General features: G+C 68.3%; 19 protein-coding genes. 12 read left to right on the plus strand and 7 right to left on the minus strand.

All coding sequences use genetic code 11. From position 1 onward, the window contains the following. The first annotated feature begins 39 nt into the window (after positions 1-39). From ACSQ9E_RS19670 to ACSQ9E_RS19690, 5 genes are read left to right on the plus strand one after another with little or no spacing between them, the layout of a single operon-like run. A complete protein-coding gene (locus ACSQ9E_RS19670) occupies positions 40-1,320 on the plus strand; it encodes a L,D-transpeptidase family protein (RefSeq protein WP_428001905.1) in 1,281 nt (426 codons plus the stop codon). Next, on the plus strand, positions 1,317-1,889 hold the full coding sequence (locus tag ACSQ9E_RS19675) for a peptidylprolyl isomerase (protein ID WP_057199528.1): 573 nt from the start codon (positions 1,317-1,319) through the stop codon (positions 1,887-1,889). The genes ACSQ9E_RS19670 and ACSQ9E_RS19675 overlap by 4 nt, the downstream gene beginning before the upstream one ends. A 35-nt stretch (positions 1,890-1,924) precedes the next feature. After that, positions 1,925-2,431 (plus strand): peptidylprolyl isomerase, encoded by a 507-nt coding sequence (locus ACSQ9E_RS19680; protein WP_057199527.1) that lies wholly within the window; start codon positions 1,925-1,927, stop codon positions 2,429-2,431. A gap of 21 nt (positions 2,432-2,452) precedes the next feature. Beyond that, positions 2,453-3,232, plus strand: coding sequence for a UDP-2,3-diacylglucosamine diphosphatase (locus tag ACSQ9E_RS19685; RefSeq protein WP_436220239.1), 780 nt, complete (start codon positions 2,453-2,455; stop codon positions 3,230-3,232). Between the two features lie 49 nt (positions 3,233-3,281). Further along, complete coding sequence (locus tag ACSQ9E_RS19690; RefSeq protein ID WP_436218912.1) at positions 3,282-4,115, plus strand: zinc-dependent peptidase; 834 nt, start codon at positions 3,282-3,284, stop codon at positions 4,113-4,115. 6 nt (positions 4,116-4,121) lie between these two features. Here the strand turns inward: ACSQ9E_RS19690 and ACSQ9E_RS19695 are convergent, their stop codons facing one another. The 3 genes from ACSQ9E_RS19695 to ACSQ9E_RS19705 form a co-directional block, all read right to left on the minus strand. Further along, positions 4,122-4,445 (minus strand): hypothetical protein, encoded by a 324-nt coding sequence (locus tag ACSQ9E_RS19695; RefSeq protein ID WP_057199524.1) that lies wholly within the window; start codon positions 4,443-4,445, stop codon positions 4,122-4,124. Positions 4,446-4,585: 140 nt separating this feature from the next. Continuing rightward, positions 4,586-5,806 carry an alpha/beta hydrolase gene (locus tag ACSQ9E_RS19700; RefSeq protein WP_235514167.1) on the minus strand — a complete coding sequence of 407 codons (1,221 nt, stop codon included), beginning with the start codon at positions 5,804-5,806 and terminating at the stop codon, positions 4,586-4,588. Beyond that, on the minus strand, positions 5,806-6,018 hold the full coding sequence (locus ACSQ9E_RS19705; RefSeq protein WP_436218913.1) for a hypothetical protein: 213 nt from the start codon (positions 6,016-6,018) through the stop codon (positions 5,806-5,808). Before ACSQ9E_RS19705 ends, ACSQ9E_RS19700 begins: the two co-directional genes overlap by 1 nt. A gap of 55 nt (positions 6,019-6,073) precedes the next feature. On the opposite strand from ACSQ9E_RS19705, the gene ACSQ9E_RS19710 reads away from it, so the two are divergent. The 4 genes from ACSQ9E_RS19710 to ACSQ9E_RS19725 all read left to right on the plus strand — a co-directional run bounded on the left by ACSQ9E_RS19710 (position 6,074) and on the right by ACSQ9E_RS19725 (position 9,985). Continuing rightward, the gene (locus tag ACSQ9E_RS19710) at positions 6,074-6,742 is read left to right on the plus strand and encodes a helix-turn-helix transcriptional regulator (RefSeq protein ID WP_057199522.1); all 669 of its coding nucleotides are present in this window, start codon (positions 6,074-6,076) and stop codon (positions 6,740-6,742) included. Further along, positions 6,739-7,740, plus strand: a complete 1,002-nt coding sequence (locus ACSQ9E_RS19715; RefSeq protein ID WP_436218914.1) for an ornithine cyclodeaminase family protein — start codon at positions 6,739-6,741, stop codon at positions 7,738-7,740. Before ACSQ9E_RS19710 ends, ACSQ9E_RS19715 begins: the two co-directional genes overlap by 4 nt. 61 nt (positions 7,741-7,801) lie before the next feature. After that, on the plus strand, positions 7,802-8,785 hold the full coding sequence (locus tag ACSQ9E_RS19720) for a threo-3-hydroxy-L-aspartate ammonia-lyase (protein ID WP_057199520.1): 984 nt from the start codon (positions 7,802-7,804) through the stop codon (positions 8,783-8,785). 27 nt (positions 8,786-8,812) lie between these two features. Further along, positions 8,813-9,985 carry a DSD1 family PLP-dependent enzyme gene (locus ACSQ9E_RS19725; RefSeq protein ID WP_436218915.1) on the plus strand — a complete coding sequence of 391 codons (1,173 nt, stop codon included), beginning with the start codon at positions 8,813-8,815 and terminating at the stop codon, positions 9,983-9,985. Positions 9,986-10,862: 877 nt separating this feature from the next. Here ACSQ9E_RS19725 and ACSQ9E_RS19730 read toward each other — a convergent pair. The 3 genes from ACSQ9E_RS19730 to mdeB all read right to left on the minus strand — a co-directional run bounded on the left by ACSQ9E_RS19730 (position 10,863) and on the right by mdeB (position 14,414). Next, positions 10,863-11,096 carry a hypothetical protein gene (locus tag ACSQ9E_RS19730; protein WP_057269468.1) on the minus strand — a complete coding sequence of 78 codons (234 nt, stop codon included), beginning with the start codon at positions 11,094-11,096 and terminating at the stop codon, positions 10,863-10,865. A 108-nt stretch (positions 11,097-11,204) separates the two neighbouring features. Beyond that, positions 11,205-11,651 carry a GNAT family N-acetyltransferase gene (locus ACSQ9E_RS19735; RefSeq protein WP_057199517.1) on the minus strand — a complete coding sequence of 149 codons (447 nt, stop codon included), beginning with the start codon at positions 11,649-11,651 and terminating at the stop codon, positions 11,205-11,207. A 102-nt stretch (positions 11,652-11,753) separates the two neighbouring features. Further along, entirely contained in the window at positions 11,754-14,414 is a 2,661-nt protein-coding gene (gene mdeB / locus ACSQ9E_RS19740) for an alpha-ketoglutarate dehydrogenase (RefSeq protein ID WP_436218916.1), read from the minus strand. A gap of 101 nt (positions 14,415-14,515) precedes the next feature. Between mdeB and ACSQ9E_RS19745 the strand changes: the two genes are divergently transcribed. Continuing rightward, positions 14,516-14,995: an Lrp/AsnC family transcriptional regulator gene (locus tag ACSQ9E_RS19745; protein WP_436218917.1), complete on the plus strand. Its 480-nt coding sequence runs from the start codon at positions 14,516-14,518 to the stop codon at positions 14,993-14,995. 15 nt (positions 14,996-15,010) lie between these two features. Here ACSQ9E_RS19745 and ACSQ9E_RS19750 read toward each other — a convergent pair whose 3' ends face one another. Beyond that, the gene (locus ACSQ9E_RS19750) at positions 15,011-16,024 is read right to left on the minus strand and encodes an AraC family transcriptional regulator (protein WP_436218918.1); all 1,014 of its coding nucleotides are present in this window, start codon (positions 16,022-16,024) and stop codon (positions 15,011-15,013) included. 74 nt (positions 16,025-16,098) lie between these two features. Here ACSQ9E_RS19750 and ACSQ9E_RS19755 point away from each other — a divergent pair, with 74 nt between their 5' ends. Further along, complete coding sequence (locus ACSQ9E_RS19755) at positions 16,099-17,349, plus strand: MFS transporter (protein WP_436218919.1); 1,251 nt, start codon at positions 16,099-16,101, stop codon at positions 17,347-17,349. 17 nt (positions 17,350-17,366) lie between these two features. Continuing rightward, positions 17,367-18,395, plus strand: a complete 1,029-nt coding sequence (locus ACSQ9E_RS19760) for an NADP-dependent oxidoreductase (RefSeq protein ID WP_436218920.1) — start codon at positions 17,367-17,369, stop codon at positions 18,393-18,395. Positions 18,396-18,410: the final 15 nt, after the last annotated feature.

Here is an 18,410-nt window from a genome sequence, read left to right on the forward strand (position 1 = left end):
GCGAACAGCTTCGAACCAGCCGCTGACCGACTGACGGACATGATGGTGGATTCGCCCCGCTGGGGCCGCCGCACGGCGGCCGTTGTGCTGTTGCTGGCTGCCGCTGCGCAGGCAGCGCCCGCCTTCGCCCAGAATCCGCAAAACCGCATGCGCGGTGCCGGCGCCGCCAAACCGGCCAAAGCCCCCGAGAACCTGCGTGACGGCCAGGCCGAGGCGCGGTTGATGGAGGTCTACCAGCTCACCGGCCAGGGCCGTGGCCGCGAGGCCCTGGCCCGCGCCGAAAGCCTGGCACGCGACTACCCCAACTTCCAGCTCGCGCAACTGGCGCTCGGTGACCTGCTCAACGCCCGCGTGCGCCCCGTGCGCAAGCTCGGCGACGTGCCCGAGGCCGATGCCGCGCGTGCCCCCGAAGCCGGCGGCATGCTCGACGAGCTGCGCACCGAGTCGCTGCAGCGCGTGCAGGCGCACAAGAACCGCCCGGGCGCCGACCGCATACCCGCACAGTTCCTGGAGCTGTCCAGCCGCTCGCGCCACGCGATCGCCATCGACGCATCGCGCTCGCGCCTGTACCTCTTCGAGAACACACCCAAGGGCCTGCAGCTGGTGGCCGACTACTACGCCTCGGTGGGCAAGCTGGGCATCGAGAAGCTGGTCGAGGGCGACCAGCGCACCCCCCTGGGCGTGTACTTCATCACCAGCCGCCTGGACCCGGTCACGCTCAAGGACTTCTACGGCGCCGGCGCCCTGCCCATCAACTACCCCAACCCGCTGGACCAGAGCCGGGGCAAGACCGGCAGCGGCATCTGGCTGCACGGCACACCGCCCGACCAGTTCGCGCGCGCCCCCCTGGCCACCGATGGCTGCGTGGTGCTGGCCAACCCCGACCTGGAGCGCATCCTGCGCCAGGTGGAGCCCCGCTCCACCCCCGTGGTGATTGCCCGCCAGCTGCAGTGGGTGGCCGCGCACAGCGTGCAGGCCGAGCGCAATGCCTTCGAGGCCGTGCTCAACGCCTGGCGCACCGCCAAGTCACAGGGCGACATGGCGCGGCTGACGGGCTTTTACGCCCCCGATTTCCAGAGCTACCGGCAAAAGCCCCTGTCGGAGTGGACCACGGTGCTGCAGGCCGAGTCGCGCGCCTTGAAGGGCCGTGAAATACAGCTCAAGGACAAGTCTTACCTGCGCTGGACAGACGCCACGGACACCATGGTGGTAACGTTCGGCGAAGTCGCCGAAGGCGCACGCACCGGCCCCGTCAAGCGCCAGTACTGGAAGCGCAAGGGCCAGCAATGGCAAATATTCTTTGAAGGAGTGATTGGATGATTTCCAAGAGAAACGCGGCCCTGTCGCTGGCCGGCATCGCACTGTCGGCCCTGGTCGGCCTGGCAACCCCCGCCCACGCGCAGGATGCGCCCAAGGTCAAGCTCACCACCTCCGTGGGCGACATCGTGCTGCAACTCGACCCCGCCAAGGCCCCCAAGACGGTGGAGAACTTTCTCGCCTACGTGAACGCCAAGCACTACGACGGCACCATCTTCCACCGCGTGATCAACAACTTCATGATCCAGGGCGGCGGTTTCACGCCCGACATGCAGCAAAAGTCCACCCGGCCGCCGATCCCGCTGGAGGCCAAGAACGGCCTCAAGAACGACACCTACACCGTGGCCATGGCACGCACCTCCAACCCGGAGTCGGCCACCGCCCAGTTCTTCATCAACGTGAAGAACAACGACAGCCTGAACGCCCCCAGCCCTGACGGCCATGGCTACGCCGTGTTCGGCAAGGTGATCAGCGGCGCCGACGTGGTCGACAAGATCAAGGCCGTGCCCACCGGGCGCGGCGACGTGCCCACCACCCCCATCGTCATCACGTCCGCCACGGTCGTGAAGTAATCCCCTTTTTTACCCATTCAGAAGGAAGCATTGCCATGAGCAACCCCCAAGTCGAACTGCACATCACCGGCTACGGTGTCATCACCCTCGAACTCGACGCTGAAAAGGCCCCCAAGTCGGCCGAGAACTTCCTGGCCTACGTGAACAAGGGCCACTACAACAACACCATCTTCCACCGCGTGATCCCCGGCTTCATGGTGCAAGGCGGCGGTTTCGAACCCGGCATGGCGCAAAAGCCCAGCGATGCCCCGATCCAGAACGAAGCCAACAACGGCCTGAAGAACGCCAACTACACCGTGGCCATGGCCCGCACGAGCGACCCGCACTCTGCCACTGCCCAGTTCTTCATCAACGTGGCCGACAACGGCTTTCTGAACCACACCGCCCCCTCGGCCCAGGGCTGGGGCTATGCCGTGTTCGGCAAGGTGGTCGGTGGTGCCGACGTGGTGGACAAGATCAAGGCCGTGAAGACGGGCCGCAAGGGTTTTCATGATGACGTGCCAAAAGACGACGTGATCATCGAAAAGGCCGTAGCTCTGTAATTGAGCGACAGCCGTCACCCCGTGACCACCACCGTGCCCCGGTTCGAGGAGCTGATCGCTCCCTCGCACTGGCGCACGGTCGATTTCATTTCGGACCTGCACCTACAGGCCAGCGAGCCCGCCACGGTGGCCGCGCTCCGGCACTACCTGCAGACCACTCCGGTCGACGCCCTGTTCATCCTGGGCGACCTGTTCGAGGTGTGGGTGGGCGACGATGCCATGGACGAGTCCGGCAGCTTCGAGGCCGAGGGCTGCGCTGCGCTGTCCGCCGCGTCACAGCGCCTGCCGCTGTACTTCATGCACGGCAACCGCGACTTCCTGGCCGGCCCGGCCTTTCTGCAGCGCACGGGCATGGTCGGCCTGGCGGACCCCACCGTGCTGGTCTTCGGCGAGCAGCGCATCGTGCTGAGCCACGGCGACCTGCTGTGCCTCGCCGACGTGGACTACCAGCGCTTTCGCGTGCAGGCGCGCAGCAGTGCCTGGCAGCAGGCCTTTCTGGCCCAGCCCCTGGCCACGCGCCGCGCCCAGGCGCGCGGCATCCGCCAGGAGAGCGAGGCCAAGAAGCAGTCGGGCACCATCTATGCCGATCTGGATGGCCCTGCCACCCTCGCCTGGCTGCAGGCGGCCGGCGCCAGCACCCTGGTCCACGGCCACACCCACCGCCCTGCGCAGCACACGCTTGCGCCAGGGCTCACCCGCGTGGTGCTCAGCGACTGGGACGCCGCCGCATTGCCCCCACGGCTGGAAACACTGCGTTTGTCGAACGCGGGCTTGGAACGCGTCACCCTCGGCCCAAAGTAAGAGGGGTCTTGATTCCATGCGCATGCTTTTGTTGGCATGCTCTGACACCATGCCCCCCATCCTGAACCGGCTCTGGCGCCGCGTGCGCACCACCGTAGCCCCCGTGCCCGACATCTCGGCCACGCTGTGGCTGCAGACACTGCAGCGCTACCCCTTCCTCGCCGCCTTGTCGCTGCACGACCAGTCCAAGCTGCGCGCGCTGAGCGCCCTTTTTCTGCACCACAAGCGCTTTCACGGCGCGCATGGCATGGAGGTGACCGACGCCATGGCCATCGACATCGCCGCGCAGGCCTGCCTGCCCCTGCTGCACTGGGGCGAGCCGGCCAAGGCCCTCGCGTGGTACGACGATTTCGTGGGCATCGTGCTGCACCCCGGCGAGGCCGTGGCCAAACGGCAGACCGTGGACGAGGCCGGCGTGGTGCACGAACACGAGCAGGTGCTGCTGGGCGAGGCCATGGACCGCGGCCCCATCATGCTCAGCTGGGAGCACGCCTCCAACGGTCGCGAAAACACCGAGCGCGGCACCAACGTGGTGGTGCATGAGTTCGTGCACAAGCTCGATATGCGCGGCAGCGGCGAGCCCAACGGCTGCCCTCCCCTGCCCGCAGGCTTCATGGGCGCCCGCACCGGCCGCGGGGCGTACGAGGCTTGGTGGAACGCCTGGGAGCCCGCTTACGCGGACTTTCGCGAGGCGGTGATCAAGGCCGAGCGCTTCGGCGCCGAGATGCCCTGGCTGGATGCCTACGGCGCCACCTCGCCCTCCGAATTCTTCGCCGTGGCCTGCGAGGCGTACTTCGTCAACCGCGCGCGCTTCGCTGTGGAGTTCTCTGGCCTGGTCCCGGTGCTGGATGCGTTTTTCAAAAGGCCCGTGGTGGCGCACTGACTCGCATCACGCCTGCCACACCCCGAACCCGGCCGAGCGCAGGTCGATGCCGACTTCGATCTCGCGGTCCACCGCGTCCTGGTAGCTCATGGGGTTGAAGCCCTCGTACAGATCGGGCAGCAGGCGCAGCCCGTACTGCTGCACGAAGCGGTTGGCCTGGATGCCCGCCTTGTGCTTGTCGAAGCGCACATCCGGGTCCAGCCCGGTCATGCCCACGTACACGCAGGGCTTGCCCTCGATGTAGTTCGGGTTGCACCTGCGGAACTTGCGTTCGCTGAGCACCGCCATGGAGAGTTCCACGACGTAGACGTTGTGATGGGGTTTGGGCATGGGTTGGGGGCGCCCGGGATCAAGCAACCTGGGCAGGGTACCCACTGTAAAACCAAATCGGCGCATTTGCAGCGACCGGGCCTGTGCGCCAACAGCGGCCCAGCCGTTGGCCGCGGCAAGCCTCTTGATGCTCCGCGAGCTCACTGGGCGGCCAGCACTTCGCGCATGACTTCGGCCTGCCAGTCAAAGTAGGGGTTGAAGGTCAGCCGTGCATGCACCTTGGCACTCTCGCGGTAGCCCCAGTCCGAATACCACACCGGCTCGCCCGCCATGCAGCGGGCCTGGTCGGCGGCGTCCTGCCCGTTCCAGCACATGCGCTGGGTGCCTTCGGTGCCGTAGAGCGGGTTGGCCGGCGAAAACAGCACACCCATGTGCGAGAACTGGCTGATGCGCTGCTCGGGCAGCTTGTCGGTGCGTACCAGCACACGCGTGCGCTGCCCGGAGCTTTCGCGCCCCGGCATGGCGGCATCACGACCCGCAGGCAGTTCGCCATACCAGATGAGGCGGCTGGCGGGGTGGGTGAAGCGGGTCTCGAAGGTGCCGAGCACATGCTCCACATCCACCACCGAGTCGTGCTGCGCCAGCACCAGCAGGGCCGGCCGGGCATAGGGCTGGCGCGCGATCTTCTCGCGCACGGCGGCAGCACTGCGGTAGTACTGCGCAAAGCCATTGGTGGGCACGTTGAGGTAGCGCAGGGGGGTCTGCTGGGGCTGCGCGGAGTCGGGCTGGCGCAGCCAGGTGCGTACGCGTGCCACCCAGGGCACGATCCAGTCCAGCGGCACGCCCGACTTGAGGGCCGGTGAAAAGAGCACCAGGCCCGCGACCTCGGGGTGGTCCAGCGCGTACTCCAGCGCCAGGTTGGCACCGGTGGAAAAGCCGCCCAGGTAGACCTCTGGAACCTCCTGCGCCAGCAGGGCCGCCTGCTCGGCCACCAGGCGGCGCCAGTCGTTCAGGTCCACGCCGATCAGGTCGGCCGGGCGCGTGCCGTGGCCGGGCAGCAGCGCCGTGCGCACCAGAAAGCCCTGGCCCGCCAGCGCCTGCCCGATGTCGGCAAACGACCAGGGCGAATCGCCCAGGCCGTGGAACAGCACCACGCCCTTGCGCGCGGGCTGCGCGGGCCGCCACTCCATGGGCGCGTTGCGCGCCAGTTCGCTGTCGTGCTCGTCACTCTGGAAGGCACGGTGCTGCGCCATCCAATCCTGCGTTTCGGTGCGGTACTGGGCAAAGCTGCCCTGGCCCAGCGGCACCATGGGCCCGCGCGGTGCAGCGCAGCCCGCGCACAGCATGGCGGCCACCAGCAACAGGCCCACGCGGCAGGGCCACCGCAGAGCGGCATGGCTTTTGTGAACGGGCTGCACCATCAGAGCCGGCACCGGTAGCCCGGGCGCGGGCCGGTGGTGCTGTAGCAGTCCCCCAGCGGGCTGTAGTGGATGCCGCTGCCCAGATGGGTGCTGCGCAGGCCCAGCTCGGGGTTGACGCCGGCATCGCCCTGGTGGGCCCGGAACTGGGGCAGTGCTTCGGAGGCTTTCACGCCGTCATGGTAGTCCACCAGGCCGAGCGGCAGGCATCCCATGCCCGTTGGTCGTCTGATTTTTGACAATTTATCCATTTTTGGATAAATTATCCAAATGGCAAAACGCACTCCCTCCTCTGCCCCGCACCGCACCCCCGAACAAAAGGCCCTGCTCTCCCAGATCGAGCAGGTGGCCCAGGGCCTCGCTGCCACCTTTGCGCCGTTCTGCGAAGTGGTGGTGCACGACCTGCTGGACCCGGGCCAGTCCATCCTGGCGATCCACAACAACCTCTCGGGCCGCTCGGTCGGTGAGCCGACGACCGAGCTGGGCCTGGCGCGCATCGCCGACCCCGACTACCCGCAGGTCATCGCCAACTACGCCAACCAGTTTTCCGATGGGCGCCAGGCCAAGAGCACCTCGGTGGGCATCAAGGATTCGTCGGGCGAGTACATCGCCGCGCTGTGCCTGAACGTGGACCTCACGCTGTTTCGCAGCCTGCAGAGCGTGGTGGGGCAGTTCACCGCCATCGACGGGGACACGGGGCTCACCGAGTCGCTCGACCCGGCGGGCGCCGATGCCATCCGCCTGCGCATCGACCAGTTCGCAGCGCGCCTGTCCACCGCGCCACGCGCACTCAAGGCAGCCGAGCGGCGCGCGCTGCTGCGCGAGCTCAGGGAGTCGGGCAGCCTGGAGGTGCGCCGCGCGATGGAGGTGGTGGCGCAGCACCTGGGCGTATCGCGTGCCACGGTGTACGGCGACGCACGTGGTGAGCTGACAGCATGAACAGCGCCACCACCGCACCGGCCCCCCGTGCGCGGGCGCAACTGCTGCTGCTCGACACGCACCAGGTCGGCGCCCTGCTGCAGCCGCAGGACGTGCTGCGCGCCGTGCACGAGGCCTTCACCCTGCACAGCCAGCGCGCGGGCCGGGTGTTCCCCGTGGTGCGCGAGGCATTACCCACGGGCGGGGTGTTCGGTATCAAGTCGGGCGACGTGCCCGCCCAAGGGCTGCTGGGCTTCAAGGCCGCAGGCTTCTGGCCCGCCAACCGCGCGCAGGGTGGCGAGCCGCACCAGGCCACCGTCATGCTGATCGACCCGGCCACGGGCCGCCCGCTGTGCCTGCTGGACGGCAATGCCATCACCACCGAGCGCACGGGCGCGGCCGGCGCGCTAGGGCTGCAGCACCTGGCGCGCGCGGACAGCGAACAGCTGTGCCTCTTTGGCACCGGCGTGCAGGCGCGCGTGCAACTGCGCTTTGCGCTGCAGGTGCTGCCCGCACTGCGGCGGGTGCGCTATGTGGCGCACGATGGGCGGCGCAACGAGGGCTTCGAGGCGGCTTTTGCCGACCGCTGCGACATCGCCCTGGCCACCGATGCGAATGAAGCTGTGGCCGCCAGCGATGTGGTCGTCACCGCCACGCCGGGCGGTGGCGCGCTGTTCGACGCAGCCGCCGTGCAGCCGGGCACCCACATCAACGCCGTGGGCACCGACACCCAAGGCAAGCGCGAGCTGCCCGTAGGCCTGCTGCAGCGCGCCCGCGTGTTCGTGGACGACGCCACACAGGCGCGCCAGATTGGCGAGGCGCAATGGGCACCGCCCGGCCTGCCCTGCGGCGAACTGGGCGATGTGCTCACCGGCCAGGTGCAGGTGGCGCGCGGCGCGCAGGACATCACCGTGTTCGACATGACGGGCCTGGCCCTGCAGGACCTGACCGTCGCTCGCATGCTGCACACCCAGGCGCTCGCGCAGGGCCTGGGCACTGAGATTGACTGGCCGTGGTGACACCGGCCCTGTCCTCTTCATTCCGTTCCCATCCCGCTTTCAACCACCATCCATCGTTGCCATGACCACTACCACCCCCATCGCCAACCGCCTTCCCACCTACGACGACGTCGTGGCCGCCGCCGGCCGCATCGCGGGCGTTGCGCACCGCACGCCGGTGCTCACCTCGCGCATCCTCGACGAAGAACTGGGCGCCCAGGTGTTCTTCAAGTGCGAGAACCTGCAGCGCATGGGCGCGTTCAAGTTCCGCGGTGCGTACAACGCGCTGGCCCGGTTCGACGCCACGCAGCGCAAGGCCGGGGTGATCGCGTTCTCGTCGGGCAACCACGCGCAGGGCATCGCCCTGGCCGCGCGCGAGCTGGGCATGCCGGCCACCATCGTCATGCCGCAGGACGCCCCCGCCGCCAAGATTGCGGCCACGCAGGGCTACGGCGCCAACGTGGTGTTCTACGACCGCTACACGCAGGACCGCGAGCAGATCACCCGCGACCTGGCCGAGCGCGATGGCCTGACCATGATCCCGCCGTACGACCATGCCGACGTGCTGGCCGGCCAGGGCACGGCGGCCAAGGAGTTGTTCGAAGAAGTGGGCGAGCTCGACGCCTTCTTCGTCTGCCTGGGCGGCGGCGGTTTGCTCTCGGGCTCGGCCCTGTCCACGCGCGCGCTGTCGCCCCGCTGCAAGCTCTACGGCGTGGAGCCCGAGGCGGGCAACGACGGGCAGCAGTCGTTTCGCAGCGGCTCCATCGTGCACATCGACACGCCCCAGACCATTGCCGATGGCGCGCAGACGCAGCACCTGGGGCAGATCACCTTCCCCATCATCCGCCGCGACGTGGACGACATCCTCACCGTGAGCGATGCGCAGCTGGTGGACGCCATGCGCTTCTTCGCCACGCGCATGAAGCTGGTGGTGGAGCCCACGGGCTGCCTGGGCTTTGCGGCGGCGCGTGCACGCGCCGCCGAGCTCAAGGGCAAGAAGGTGGGCGTGCTGATCAGCGGCGGCAACGTCGACATGGAGCGTTTCTGCAGCCTGCTCGCCGGCTGATCCCGCGAGCGAAAAGGAGCCCCCGCCATGCAAGAAGCAACAGCCAACCACCCCAGGACTCCCCTGGCGCAGATCGACACCCCCGCCGCGCTGATCGAGCTGCCACGCATGCAGCGCAACATCGCGCGCATGCAGCAGCGCATGAACGCGCTGGGTGTGCGCTTTCGCCCGCACGCCAAGACGGCCAAGTGCCCGGCCGTGACGGATGCGCAGATCGCCGCCGGCGCGCAGGGCATCACGGTCTCCACCCTCAAGGAGGCAGCGCAGTTTTTTGCCCACGGCATCACCGACATCCTCTACGCCGTGGGCACTGTGCCGCACAAGCTGCCCCAGGTGCTGGCGCTGCGCCGCCAGGGCTGCGACCTGAAGATCATCACCGACAACATCGCCGCCGCCCAGGCCATCGTGGACTTCGGCCGCGAGCACGGCGAGGTGTTCGAAGTGCTGATCGAAGTGGACACCGACGGCCACCGCTCGGGCATCCGCCCCGACGAGGCCGCACTGCTCGACGTGGGCCGCGCCCTGCACGCGGGCGGCATGCGCCTGGCCGGCGTCCTGACGCACGCGGGCGGCAGCTACGACCTGAACACCCCCGAGGCCCTCACGGCCCTGGCCGAGCAGGAGCGCGCTGGCTGCGTGCACGCCGCCGAGCGCCTGCGCGCGGCGGGACTGCCCTGCGCCGTGGTGAGCGTGGGCTCCACGCCCACGGCGCTGTCGGCGCGCGACCTCACGGGCGTGACCGAGGTGCGCGCGGGCGTGTATGTGTTGTTCGACCTGGTGATGCACAACGTGGGCGTGTGCAGCACCGACGACATCGCCCTGAGCGTGCTGACCACCGTGATCGGCCACCAGGTGGACAAGGGCTGGGCCATCGTCGACGCCGGCTGGATGGCCATGAGCCGCGACCGGGGTACGCAAAAGCAGTCGCACGACTATGGCTATGGGCAGGTGTGCGATGTGGATGGGACGGTGCTCGACGGCTATGTGCTCAGTGGTGCGAACCAGGAGCATGGGATTTTGTCGCTGGCCGGTGGATCCGGGTCGCCGGACGTGGGCGATATTGCGCGGCGGTTTCCGGTGGGGAGGCAGTTGCGGATCTTGCCGAACCATGCGTGTGCCACCGGGGCGCAGTATGGGGAGTATCGGGCGGTGGAGGGTGGGGTTGTGGTGGGGGATTGGGGTCGTTTTGGGGGGTGGTGATGTCGGTCTTTGATGAGACGTTGCTTCTGTTGTTGTGTTGAGGGCGGAGGCCGGGGTGTGCGCCCGGCGGCGCACCCACCTTCTTTTGCGTCGCCAAAAGAAGGTGGGCCAAGAAAAGGCGACCCCCAGTCTGCGTCCCCCGTTCGCCCTGTCGGGCGAACGGGGGCAACCTGCGATGCTCGGGCCTGGGGTGGTGCCGCAGAACTCGCTGCGTTCTTCGAACTCCGCTCAAACAGCTGCGGCAAGTCAGATCACGAAGCGTGTGTGTCCTTCGGCACACACGCCCACCCCAGCCCCTGCGCTTCTCGGCGCAGCCAGCAGGGGTGGGGAGCGGGGTCAAAGACGGCTGCTGCTGCGCAGCTGCGCCGGGTGTCGGTTACGCGCTGCGCGCTGCCGACGGGCGGCGCAGCCGCCCTGGCGAGCCGAGCGCAGCGAAGGACCACAGGCCGAGCGAAGCAATGGCCCGTATGGAGCCCGCTCCCACCCCCTTCTGACCGTGCCGAGAAGCGCAGGGCCTGGGGTGAGCGCGTGCCGCAGGACACGCGCATCGTTGTCTGGCTTGCCGCAGCTGTTTGAGCGGAGTTCGAAGAACGCAGCGAGTTCTGCGGCACACCCCAGGACCGAGCATCGCAGGCTGCCCCCTCGTACGCAGTGCGAGGGGGTCACGGGCAGCGGGGTCGCCTTTTCTTGGCCTACCTTCTTTTGGCGAAGCAAAAGAAGGTAGGTGCGCCGCCGGGCGCACACCCCGGCTCCCGCCCACAATCCAGGCACACAGTAGCTACAGGCGACCAGCCGACGCCTGCATTGGGGGTTTCAGGCAGGGCTGTGGCGCGTTAGCACCGCAACGACACCGAAGCACCCACACAAGGAACAGCGCTCAGGTCGACAGCGCCTGCTCCACTGCCACCTTCGCTTCTTCCAGGCTGCTGAAAAACCGCGTGGGCTGCGGCAGAGCCTTGGGCAGATGGGCCGGCGCCGGCCACAAGCGCTCATCCGTCCAGCCCGCTGTCCACCCACCAATGTCCTTGCGCTTGACGGAGCAGACGGCTTGCCCGCTGACCGTCGCTATCCAGGTGGTAGGTTGGTTGTGGTCCCAGGTGACGTGTGCCATGGCGCCCTCCAGCGGTTGCTGCAACACATTGTAAGAAGGCTTCTACCCCGCCGGCACTGGGGGTTCCCCGACTGCGCCCCACCGGCCGTTTGCCGATGGCTTGGGCAACTACAGCCTCTTCCCCAACATCACCACCTGACCCTTGCGATAGCCCAAGCCCTCATAAAACCCAAATGCCGGCGCGCTCTCCAGCGTCTGCAAATTCAAACTCACAACGCCCTCGCCTCGCAGCACGTCCTCGAACGCACGCATCAGCACCGAACCAGCCCCTTGCCGCTGCAGATGCCCCGCCACGCACATCTCCTTGATGTGAAACGTCCACCCATTCACCCACCGCTCCTTCCAGCCCAGCACCATCGCAACCGGCACCTCCTCGACCAGCAACGCCATTGCGCGCGCAGCCGGGAAGGCCATGAATGCCGCGAGCCGCTCCACCACAGCGGCATGCTCCCATCCATCGTTCCAGGGCGGCGCATTGAACACGCCCCGGTACAGGTCCGCACAGCAGGCGATGTTCTCGGCAGTCAGGGCCACCGTGGCAAAGGGCTGGGTCATGGGCAAAAAACGGCAAAACAAAACACAAGGGCGGCAAGCGTAGCGCACCACGCTTGCCGCCCTCAATGCGGTCACCCAAGGCAAGGCTTGCGCCTTGCATGCTCACCGGGCTGCAGCGGCCCCCAACGCAAACTTGGCAGCCCGCACCACGGCAGCGGCATCGACCCCGAAGAACGCCCGCAGCGCCGCCCGCGTATCGCTGCGCCCGAACCCATCGGTCCCCAGCGTCAAGTACTTTCGCCCCTCGGGCACGAAGGCGCGCACCGTCTCGGGCACGGCGCGCACATAGTCGGTTGCAGCAATCACCGGTCCGCTTGTGGCGGCCAGCTGTGCTGCAAGCCAGGGGGTACCCGGCTTATCTGTTTCTCCCGCGATGGCGCGCTGCTCGCACGCCACGCCATCGCGCGCCAATTCGCTCCAGCTGGTTACGCTGACCACGGTGGCTGCAATGCCTTCGGCGGCCAGTTGCTGCGCGGCCTTGACCACCTCGGTGAGGATGGCGCCTGAGCCCATCAGCGTCACGTGGCGTGCGTTGGCCGCAGGGCCTTCGGCACCGAAGCGCTTGAATACATAGCAGCCGCGCAGCACGCCCTCGGCCGCATCGGCGGGCAGGTCGGGCTGGGCGTAGTTCTCGTTCATCAGCGTGACGTAGTAGAAAACGTCGCGCTGCTCGGTCACCATCTCGCGCATGCCCGCGTCGACGATCACGGCCATCTCGCCCGCGTAGGCCGGGTCGTAGGCCTTGCAGTTGGGGATGGTGGCCGCCACCAGGTGGCTGCTGCCGTCCTGGTGCTGCAGGCCCTCGCCGCCCAAGGTGGTGCGGCCCGAGGTGGCACCCAGCAAGAAGCCGCGCGCGCGCTGGTCAGCCGCAGCCCAGATGGCATCGCCCACGCGCTGAAAGCCGAACATCGAGTAGTAGATGTAGAACGGCAGCATGGCCAGCCCGTGCACGCTGTAGCTGGTGGCCGCAGCCGTCCAGCTGGCGATGGCGCCGGCCTCGCTGATGCCCTCTTCGAGGATCTGGCCGTCGAGCGCCTCGCGGTAGCTCAGCACCGAGCCAATGTCCTCGGGCGCATAGCGCTGGCCTACGCTGCTGTAGATGCCGACCTGCTTGAACAAATTGGCCATGCCGAAGGTGCGCGCCTCGTCGGCCACGATGGGCACGATGCGCGGGCCCAGCGTGGCGTCCTTGAGCAAACTGCCCAGCATGCGCACGAAGGCCATGGTGGTGCTCATCTCCTTGCCATCGGCCTGCAGCGCGAAATGCGCGTAGCTGGCGATGGCAGGCACGGGCAGCGCCTCGCATGCCGTCTCGCGGCGCGGCAGGTAGCCACCCAGGTTCTGGCGATGGCTGCGCAGGTAGCGCATCTCGGGGCTGTCTTCGGTGGGCTTGAAGAAGGCGAGGCTCGTGGCCTGCGCATCGGACAGCGGCAGGTTGAAGCGGTTGCGAAACTCGATGAGGTCCGTCTCATCGAACTTCTTCTGGCTGTGCGTGGTCATCTTGCCCTGGCCGGCCGTGCCCATGCCATAGCCCTTCTTGGTGTGCGCCAGGATCACCGTGGGCTGGCCCTGGTGGCGCGCGGCGGCGGCATACGCGGCGTGGATCTTCACCAGGTCGTGCCCGCCGCGCTTCAAGCGATCGATCTGCTCGTCCGTCATGCCCTGGGCCAGGGCCGCGAGCTCGAGGTTCTGGCCGAAGAAGTTGTCGCGGTTGAAGCGGCCGTCCTTGGCCGCAAAGGTCTGCATCTGGCCGTCCACCGTGCCTTCAAGCGCGCGGGCCAGCGCGCCCGTCAGGTCGCGGGCGAACAAGCCGTCCCAATCGCTGCCCCAGACCAGCTTGACCACGTTCCAGCCCGCGCCGGCGAACAGGCGCTCCAGCTCGTCGATGATGCGGCCGTTGCCGCGCACCGGGCCGTCCAGCCGCTGCAGGTTGCAGTTGACCACCCAGACCAGGTTGTCGAGCCCCTCGCGCGCGGCCAAGGTCAGCGCGCTCATGCTCTCGGGCTCGTCCATCTCGCCATCGCCGAACACGCCCCAGACCTTGCGCGCCGAGCAGTCGAGCAAATTGCGGTGCGTGAGGTAGCGCATGAAGCGCGCGTGGTAGATGCTGCTGATGGGACCGATCCCCATCGACCCCGTGGGGAACTGCCAGAAGTCCGGCATCAGCCACGGGTGCGGGTAGCTCGACAGGCCCTGCGCCCCGGCGGCAGGGGCCGTGAGCTCCTGGCGGTAATGCATCAGGTCCTGCTCGGACAGGCGGCCTTCCATGAAGGCGCGCGCATACACGCCCGGCGCGCTGTGCGGCTGAAAGAACACCAGATCGCCCCGGTGCTGCCCCTCGCCCACGCCTTCGCGGGCCCGGAAGAAATGGTTGAACCCGCTCTCGAACAGATCCGCCGCGCTGGCGTAGCTGGCGATGTGCCCACCCAGCTCGCCATAGGCCTGGTTGGCACGCACCACCATGGCCAGCGCGTTCCAGCGCACGATGGAGGCCACGCGCTCTTCGATGGCCAGGTCGCCCGGGAAGACAGGCTGGTCCTGCACCGCCACGGTGTTCACATACGGCGTGTTCAGGTCGGGCTGCCAGCCCACCCGGCCTGCACGCGCCAGGCGCACCATTTCCTGCAGCATGAAGCGTGCGCGCTCGGGTCCCTCGGTCGCGACCAGGGCCAGGAAGGCATCGCGCCATTCGGCGGTCTCCTGCGGGTCGGTATCGGTGGCCAAGGGCTGCATCAGATGGTGGTGGGCGGTGGGGGCGTTCATGCAGCAACTGTAGTCACTACGGCGCCACATGGGATGCCGTTTTGGCCCGTGGATGGCTCCATCACAGCACTTCGTGCGGCAGAACGCCTAAACTCCGGCACATGAAGCTGGATACCCTGGATTTGCGCATTCTGGCCGAGCTGCAGGCGGACGGCTCCCTGTCCAACGTGGAGCTGGCGCGGCGCGTGCACCTGTCGCCCTCCCCCTGCCTGGCGCGTGTGAAGGCGCTGGAGGCGGCAGGCGTCATCAGCCGCTACGTGGCGCTGGCCAGCGCGGCCGCCCTGGGCCTGGGGCTCAACGTGTTCATCAGCATCAGCCTGAAGACGCAGAGCAAGGAAGCGCTGGGCGACTTCGAGCAGCGCATCGCCGAGCACGACGAGGTGATGGAGTGCTACCTCATGAGCGGCGACAGCGACTACCTGATCCGCGTGGCCGTGCCCGACATCGGGGCGCTGGAGCGCTTCATCCTGGAGCGGCTGGCGCCCATACCGGGCGTGGAAAAGATCCGCTCGAGCTTTGCACTCAAGCAGGTGCGCTACAAGACGGCGCTGCCGTTGCCGCTGCCATTGCCCAAGGCATAGCCCCCGCAGCCTCTATCATTGCGCCCGCGCCGTGCTCGGCGGGTGCCCGATGATGCGCTTGTACGCCCGGCTGAACGAGGCCTCGGACTCATACCCCAGGCGGTTGGCCGCCACGGCCACGCGCATGCCGTCGCGTGCAATCCAGCTGCGTGCCTGCGACATCTTGACCTTGGCCACGTAGCGCGCCGGGCTCTCGCCCATGGTGCGCGTGAACGATTCGGAAAAGCTCGAGCGCGAGGCGCCCATCAGGTCGGCCAGCAGCGGCACGCTCCAGTCGCGCTCGGGGTCGGCGTGGATGGCGGCGATCACCTTGCCGATGAGCGGGCAGCGCACGGCGGCGATCCAGCCCGTGGGGTTGTTGCAGCTGCATTCCACCCAGGCGCGGATGATGCTCGCGGCCAGCGCATCGGCCAGGCGCGCCAGGATGGCGCAGGCGCCCATGCGGTCCTGCTCCACCTCACGCTCCATGGCGTCGAGCAGCACCGGCACGGTGGTGTCGCGCCGCGCCAGGTCGCCGGCCATCATCACCTCGGGCATCATGGCCATCAGTGGGTGCAGCGGGTCGAGGTTGAAGCGCAGCGCGCCGCAGAACATCACGTCGGGCGCCTGCGGCGGGGGTGGTGCCACGGCGGCGCCCAGGTGCGCGTTGTTGGCATCGCGCCCGTCCACCAGGTAGATGTTCTCGGACACGGCCTTGCGCGCCAGCGAATCGATGTCCACCGGCGGCACGTCGGGCGAACTGGCCAGCACATGAAAGCTGCCATGCGGCAGCAGCACCGCGTCGCCCGGGTTCAGGCGCTGCCAGTCGGTCGCGGGCGTGCGCAGCCAGGCCCCGCCATGGCCCACGAAGTGAAAGCGCGCCGAGCGTTGCACAGGGAAGGCAATGGCCCACGGCGGGTGCAGCACGCAGCGGCCATACTCCACGCCGTCCAGACGCAGGCCGAGCAGGATCTGGGTCAGCAGGTCCGGCGGGTCGGCAAAAGGCTGCTGCGGCACCTGATTGAAGGGCTTGGATAAAAAGTCAAGCATTTCGGCTTTTATGGCATGGAAACGCCGCCATCTTATCCCTACCATGGCTTTCCATCCACCCGAAGGCCTTTCCCGTGTCCTCCTCTCCCTCCTGCTCCGCCTGCCTTGATGCGCCCACCGGTGCCGTCGCTGCCGAGGCCACGCCCACACCCCATTCCGCCCCCGAGCCCACCGAGGCACGCTGGGCCGCCGTGGCGTCCATGGCCCTGGGTGTCTTCGGCCTGGTCACGGCCGAGTTTTTGCCCGCCAGCCTGCTCACCGCCATGGCCAGCGACCTGCGCGTGAGCGATGGCGCCGCAGGCCAGGCCGTCACCGTGACGGCGCTGGTGGCCGCCGTGGCCGCGCCGTCGCTGCCGCTGCTCACGCGCCGCATCGACCGCCGGATTGTCATGATCGCCTTCACGCTGCTGCTGGTGCTGTCCAACGTGATGTCGGCCCTGGCCGGCAGCATGGCCACGCTGCTGGCGGCGCGGGTGCTGCTGGGCGTGGCGCTGGGGGGCTTCTGGTCCATGTCGGCGGCGCTGGCCATGCGGCTGGTGCCGGCATCGCTGTTCGCACGGGCCATGTCGTTCATCCTCACCGGGGTATCGGTGGCCACCGTGTGCGCGGCGCCCATCGGCGCCTGGATGGGCGATATGTGGGGCTGGCGCAGCGCCTTCATCGCGGCCGGCGGCATCAGCCTGATCACCCTGGCCGTGCAACTGGTGGCGCTGCCCGCCCTGCCCCCGCGCGACAACCCCAACCTCAAGGTGCTGGGTGAGCTGCTGCGCCGCCCACCGGTGCGCGTGGCGCTGCTGGCGGTGCTGCTGGTGATCTCGGGCCACTTCGCAGGCTTCACCTACATCCGCCCGCTGATGGAGCAGGTCACGCACCTGTCGGTGGCCACCATCACCGCCGTGCTGCTGGGCTACGGCGTGGGCGGCTTCTTCGGCAACTTCGTGGGCGGGTGGATCGCCGGGCGCAGCGAGCGCCAGGCCATCGTCGCCGGCGGCGCCGTCATCGCCGTGCTGGCCGCCACCTTGCTGGTGGCCGGCCAGTCGGCCGCCATCACGGCAATCGCCGTCACGCTGTGGGGCTTTGCCTTCGGCGCCTTCCCCGTGGGCTTTCAGACCTGGATCGTGCGTGCCGCGCCCGACCAGGCCGAGGGCGCGGGCGGGCTGCTGGTGGCGGCCTTCCAGATCGCCATCGCCAGCGGCGCCATCTTCGGCGGCCTGATGGTGGACCACGTGGGCGCCCTGGGTGGCCCGGCCTTTGCGCTGGCCGCGCTGACGCTGGGCACCTTGCTGACCCTGCGCCACGGCCCCCGGCCTGCGGTAGCAGCCTGATCCAGGGAGCAAGCCCCATGGCAACCGAAACCAACCGCCGCATCACGCTCGCCGCACGCCCGCAAGGGCTGCCCGAGCCAAAGCACTTCGGGCTTCAGACGCAACCCGTGCCCGAGCCCGCCGACGGCCAGGTGCTGCTGCGCACCTTGTATCTCTCCATAGATCCGTACATGCGCAACCTGATGGACCCCATCGGCCCCGGCTACGCGCCGCCCGTAGAGATCGGCGCGCCCATGGTCGGCGGCACCGTGAGCCGGGTCGTCACCTCACGCAACGCCCAGTTCCGCGAGGGCGATCTGGTGCTGGCCAATGCCGGCTGGCAGGACTACGCCCTGTCCGACGGCAGCGACCTGCTGGCGCTGGGCGGTGCGGCGCAGCCCTCGCAGTCGCTCGGCGGCATGGGCATGCCGGGCTTCACGGCCTACGTGGGCCTGCTCGATATCGGGCAACCGAAGCCCGGCGAGACGGTGGTGGTGGCCGCGGCCACCGGTGCCGTGGGCGCCATCGTGGGCCAGATCGCCAAACTCAAGGGCGCGCGCGTGGTGGGCATTGCCAGCGGCACCGACAAGTGCCGGCATGCGGTGGAAGAACTGGGCTTCGACGCCTGCCTGGACCGGCGCGAACCCGGCCTGGCCGAGCGGCTTGCAGCGGCGTGTTCGCAGGGCATCGACGTGTACTTCGAGAACGTGGGTGGCGAGGTGTTCGACGCCGTGCTGCCGCTCTTGAACCTGTATGCGCGCGTGCCGGTCTGCGGCTTCATTGCCCACTACAACGATGAAAGCAACGCCCCCAGTGGGCCCGACCGCCTGCCTCGTCTGACCGCCACGCTGCTGCAAAAGCGCGTGCGCATGCAGGGCTTCATCATCCTGGACCACTATGGCGAACGTTTCGACAGCTTCCGCCGCGAGATGGCTGCCTGGCTCGCCCAGGGCCAGGTGCAACTGCGCGAGGACATCGTGGACGGGCTGGAGAACGCCCCCGAGGCGCTGCGCCGGGTGCTGCAAGGGCGCAATTTCGGAAAGACCGTGGTCCGCGTGGCGGAGTAGTTCAACAGCAGGCGA

It is taken from the genome of Acidovorax sp. LjRoot118, assembly GCF_964253575.1.
Lineage (GTDB): Bacteria > Pseudomonadota > Gammaproteobacteria > Burkholderiales > Burkholderiaceae_C > Acidovorax.

What these genes read in the sequence shown, in the direction of transcription:
- ACSQ9E_RS19670 (WP_428001905.1), top strand. Translation starts at nt 40, where the DNA reads ATGATGGTGGATTCGCCCCGCTGGGGCCGCCGCACGGCGGCCGTTGTG.
- ACSQ9E_RS19675 (WP_057199528.1), top strand. Translation starts at nt 1,317, where the DNA reads ATGATTTCCAAGAGAAACGCGGCCCTGTCGCTGGCCGGCATCGCACTG.
- ACSQ9E_RS19680 (WP_057199527.1), top strand. Translation starts at nt 1,925, where the DNA reads ATGAGCAACCCCCAAGTCGAACTGCACATCACCGGCTACGGTGTCATC.
- ACSQ9E_RS19690 (WP_436218912.1), top strand. Translation starts at nt 3,282, where the DNA reads ATGCCCCCCATCCTGAACCGGCTCTGGCGCCGCGTGCGCACCACCGTA.
- ACSQ9E_RS19695 (WP_057199524.1), bottom strand. Translation starts at nt 4,445, where the DNA reads ATGCCCAAACCCCATCACAACGTCTACGTCGTGGAACTCTCCATGGCG.
- ACSQ9E_RS19700 (WP_235514167.1), bottom strand. Translation starts at nt 5,806, where the DNA reads ATGGTGCAGCCCGTTCACAAAAGCCATGCCGCTCTGCGGTGGCCCTGC.
- ACSQ9E_RS19705 (WP_436218913.1), bottom strand. Translation starts at nt 6,018, where the DNA reads ATGGGATGCCTGCCGCTCGGCCTGGTGGACTACCATGACGGCGTGAAA.
- ACSQ9E_RS19710 (WP_057199522.1), top strand. Translation starts at nt 6,074, where the DNA reads ATGGCAAAACGCACTCCCTCCTCTGCCCCGCACCGCACCCCCGAACAA.
- ACSQ9E_RS19715 (WP_436218914.1), top strand. Translation starts at nt 6,739, where the DNA reads ATGAACAGCGCCACCACCGCACCGGCCCCCCGTGCGCGGGCGCAACTG.
- ACSQ9E_RS19720 (WP_057199520.1), top strand. Translation starts at nt 7,802, where the DNA reads ATGACCACTACCACCCCCATCGCCAACCGCCTTCCCACCTACGACGAC.
- ACSQ9E_RS19725 (WP_436218915.1), top strand. Translation starts at nt 8,813, where the DNA reads ATGCAAGAAGCAACAGCCAACCACCCCAGGACTCCCCTGGCGCAGATC.
- ACSQ9E_RS19730 (WP_057269468.1), bottom strand. Translation starts at nt 11,096, where the DNA reads ATGGCACACGTCACCTGGGACCACAACCAACCTACCACCTGGATAGCG.
- ACSQ9E_RS19735 (WP_057199517.1), bottom strand. Translation starts at nt 11,651, where the DNA reads ATGACCCAGCCCTTTGCCACGGTGGCCCTGACTGCCGAGAACATCGCC.
- mdeB (WP_436218916.1), bottom strand. Translation starts at nt 14,414, where the DNA reads ATGAACGCCCCCACCGCCCACCACCATCTGATGCAGCCCTTGGCCACC.
- ACSQ9E_RS19745 (WP_436218917.1), top strand. Translation starts at nt 14,516, where the DNA reads ATGAAGCTGGATACCCTGGATTTGCGCATTCTGGCCGAGCTGCAGGCG.
- ACSQ9E_RS19750 (WP_436218918.1), bottom strand. Translation starts at nt 16,024, where the DNA reads ATGCTTGACTTTTTATCCAAGCCCTTCAATCAGGTGCCGCAGCAGCCT.
- ACSQ9E_RS19760 (WP_436218920.1), top strand. Translation starts at nt 17,367, where the DNA reads ATGGCAACCGAAACCAACCGCCGCATCACGCTCGCCGCACGCCCGCAA.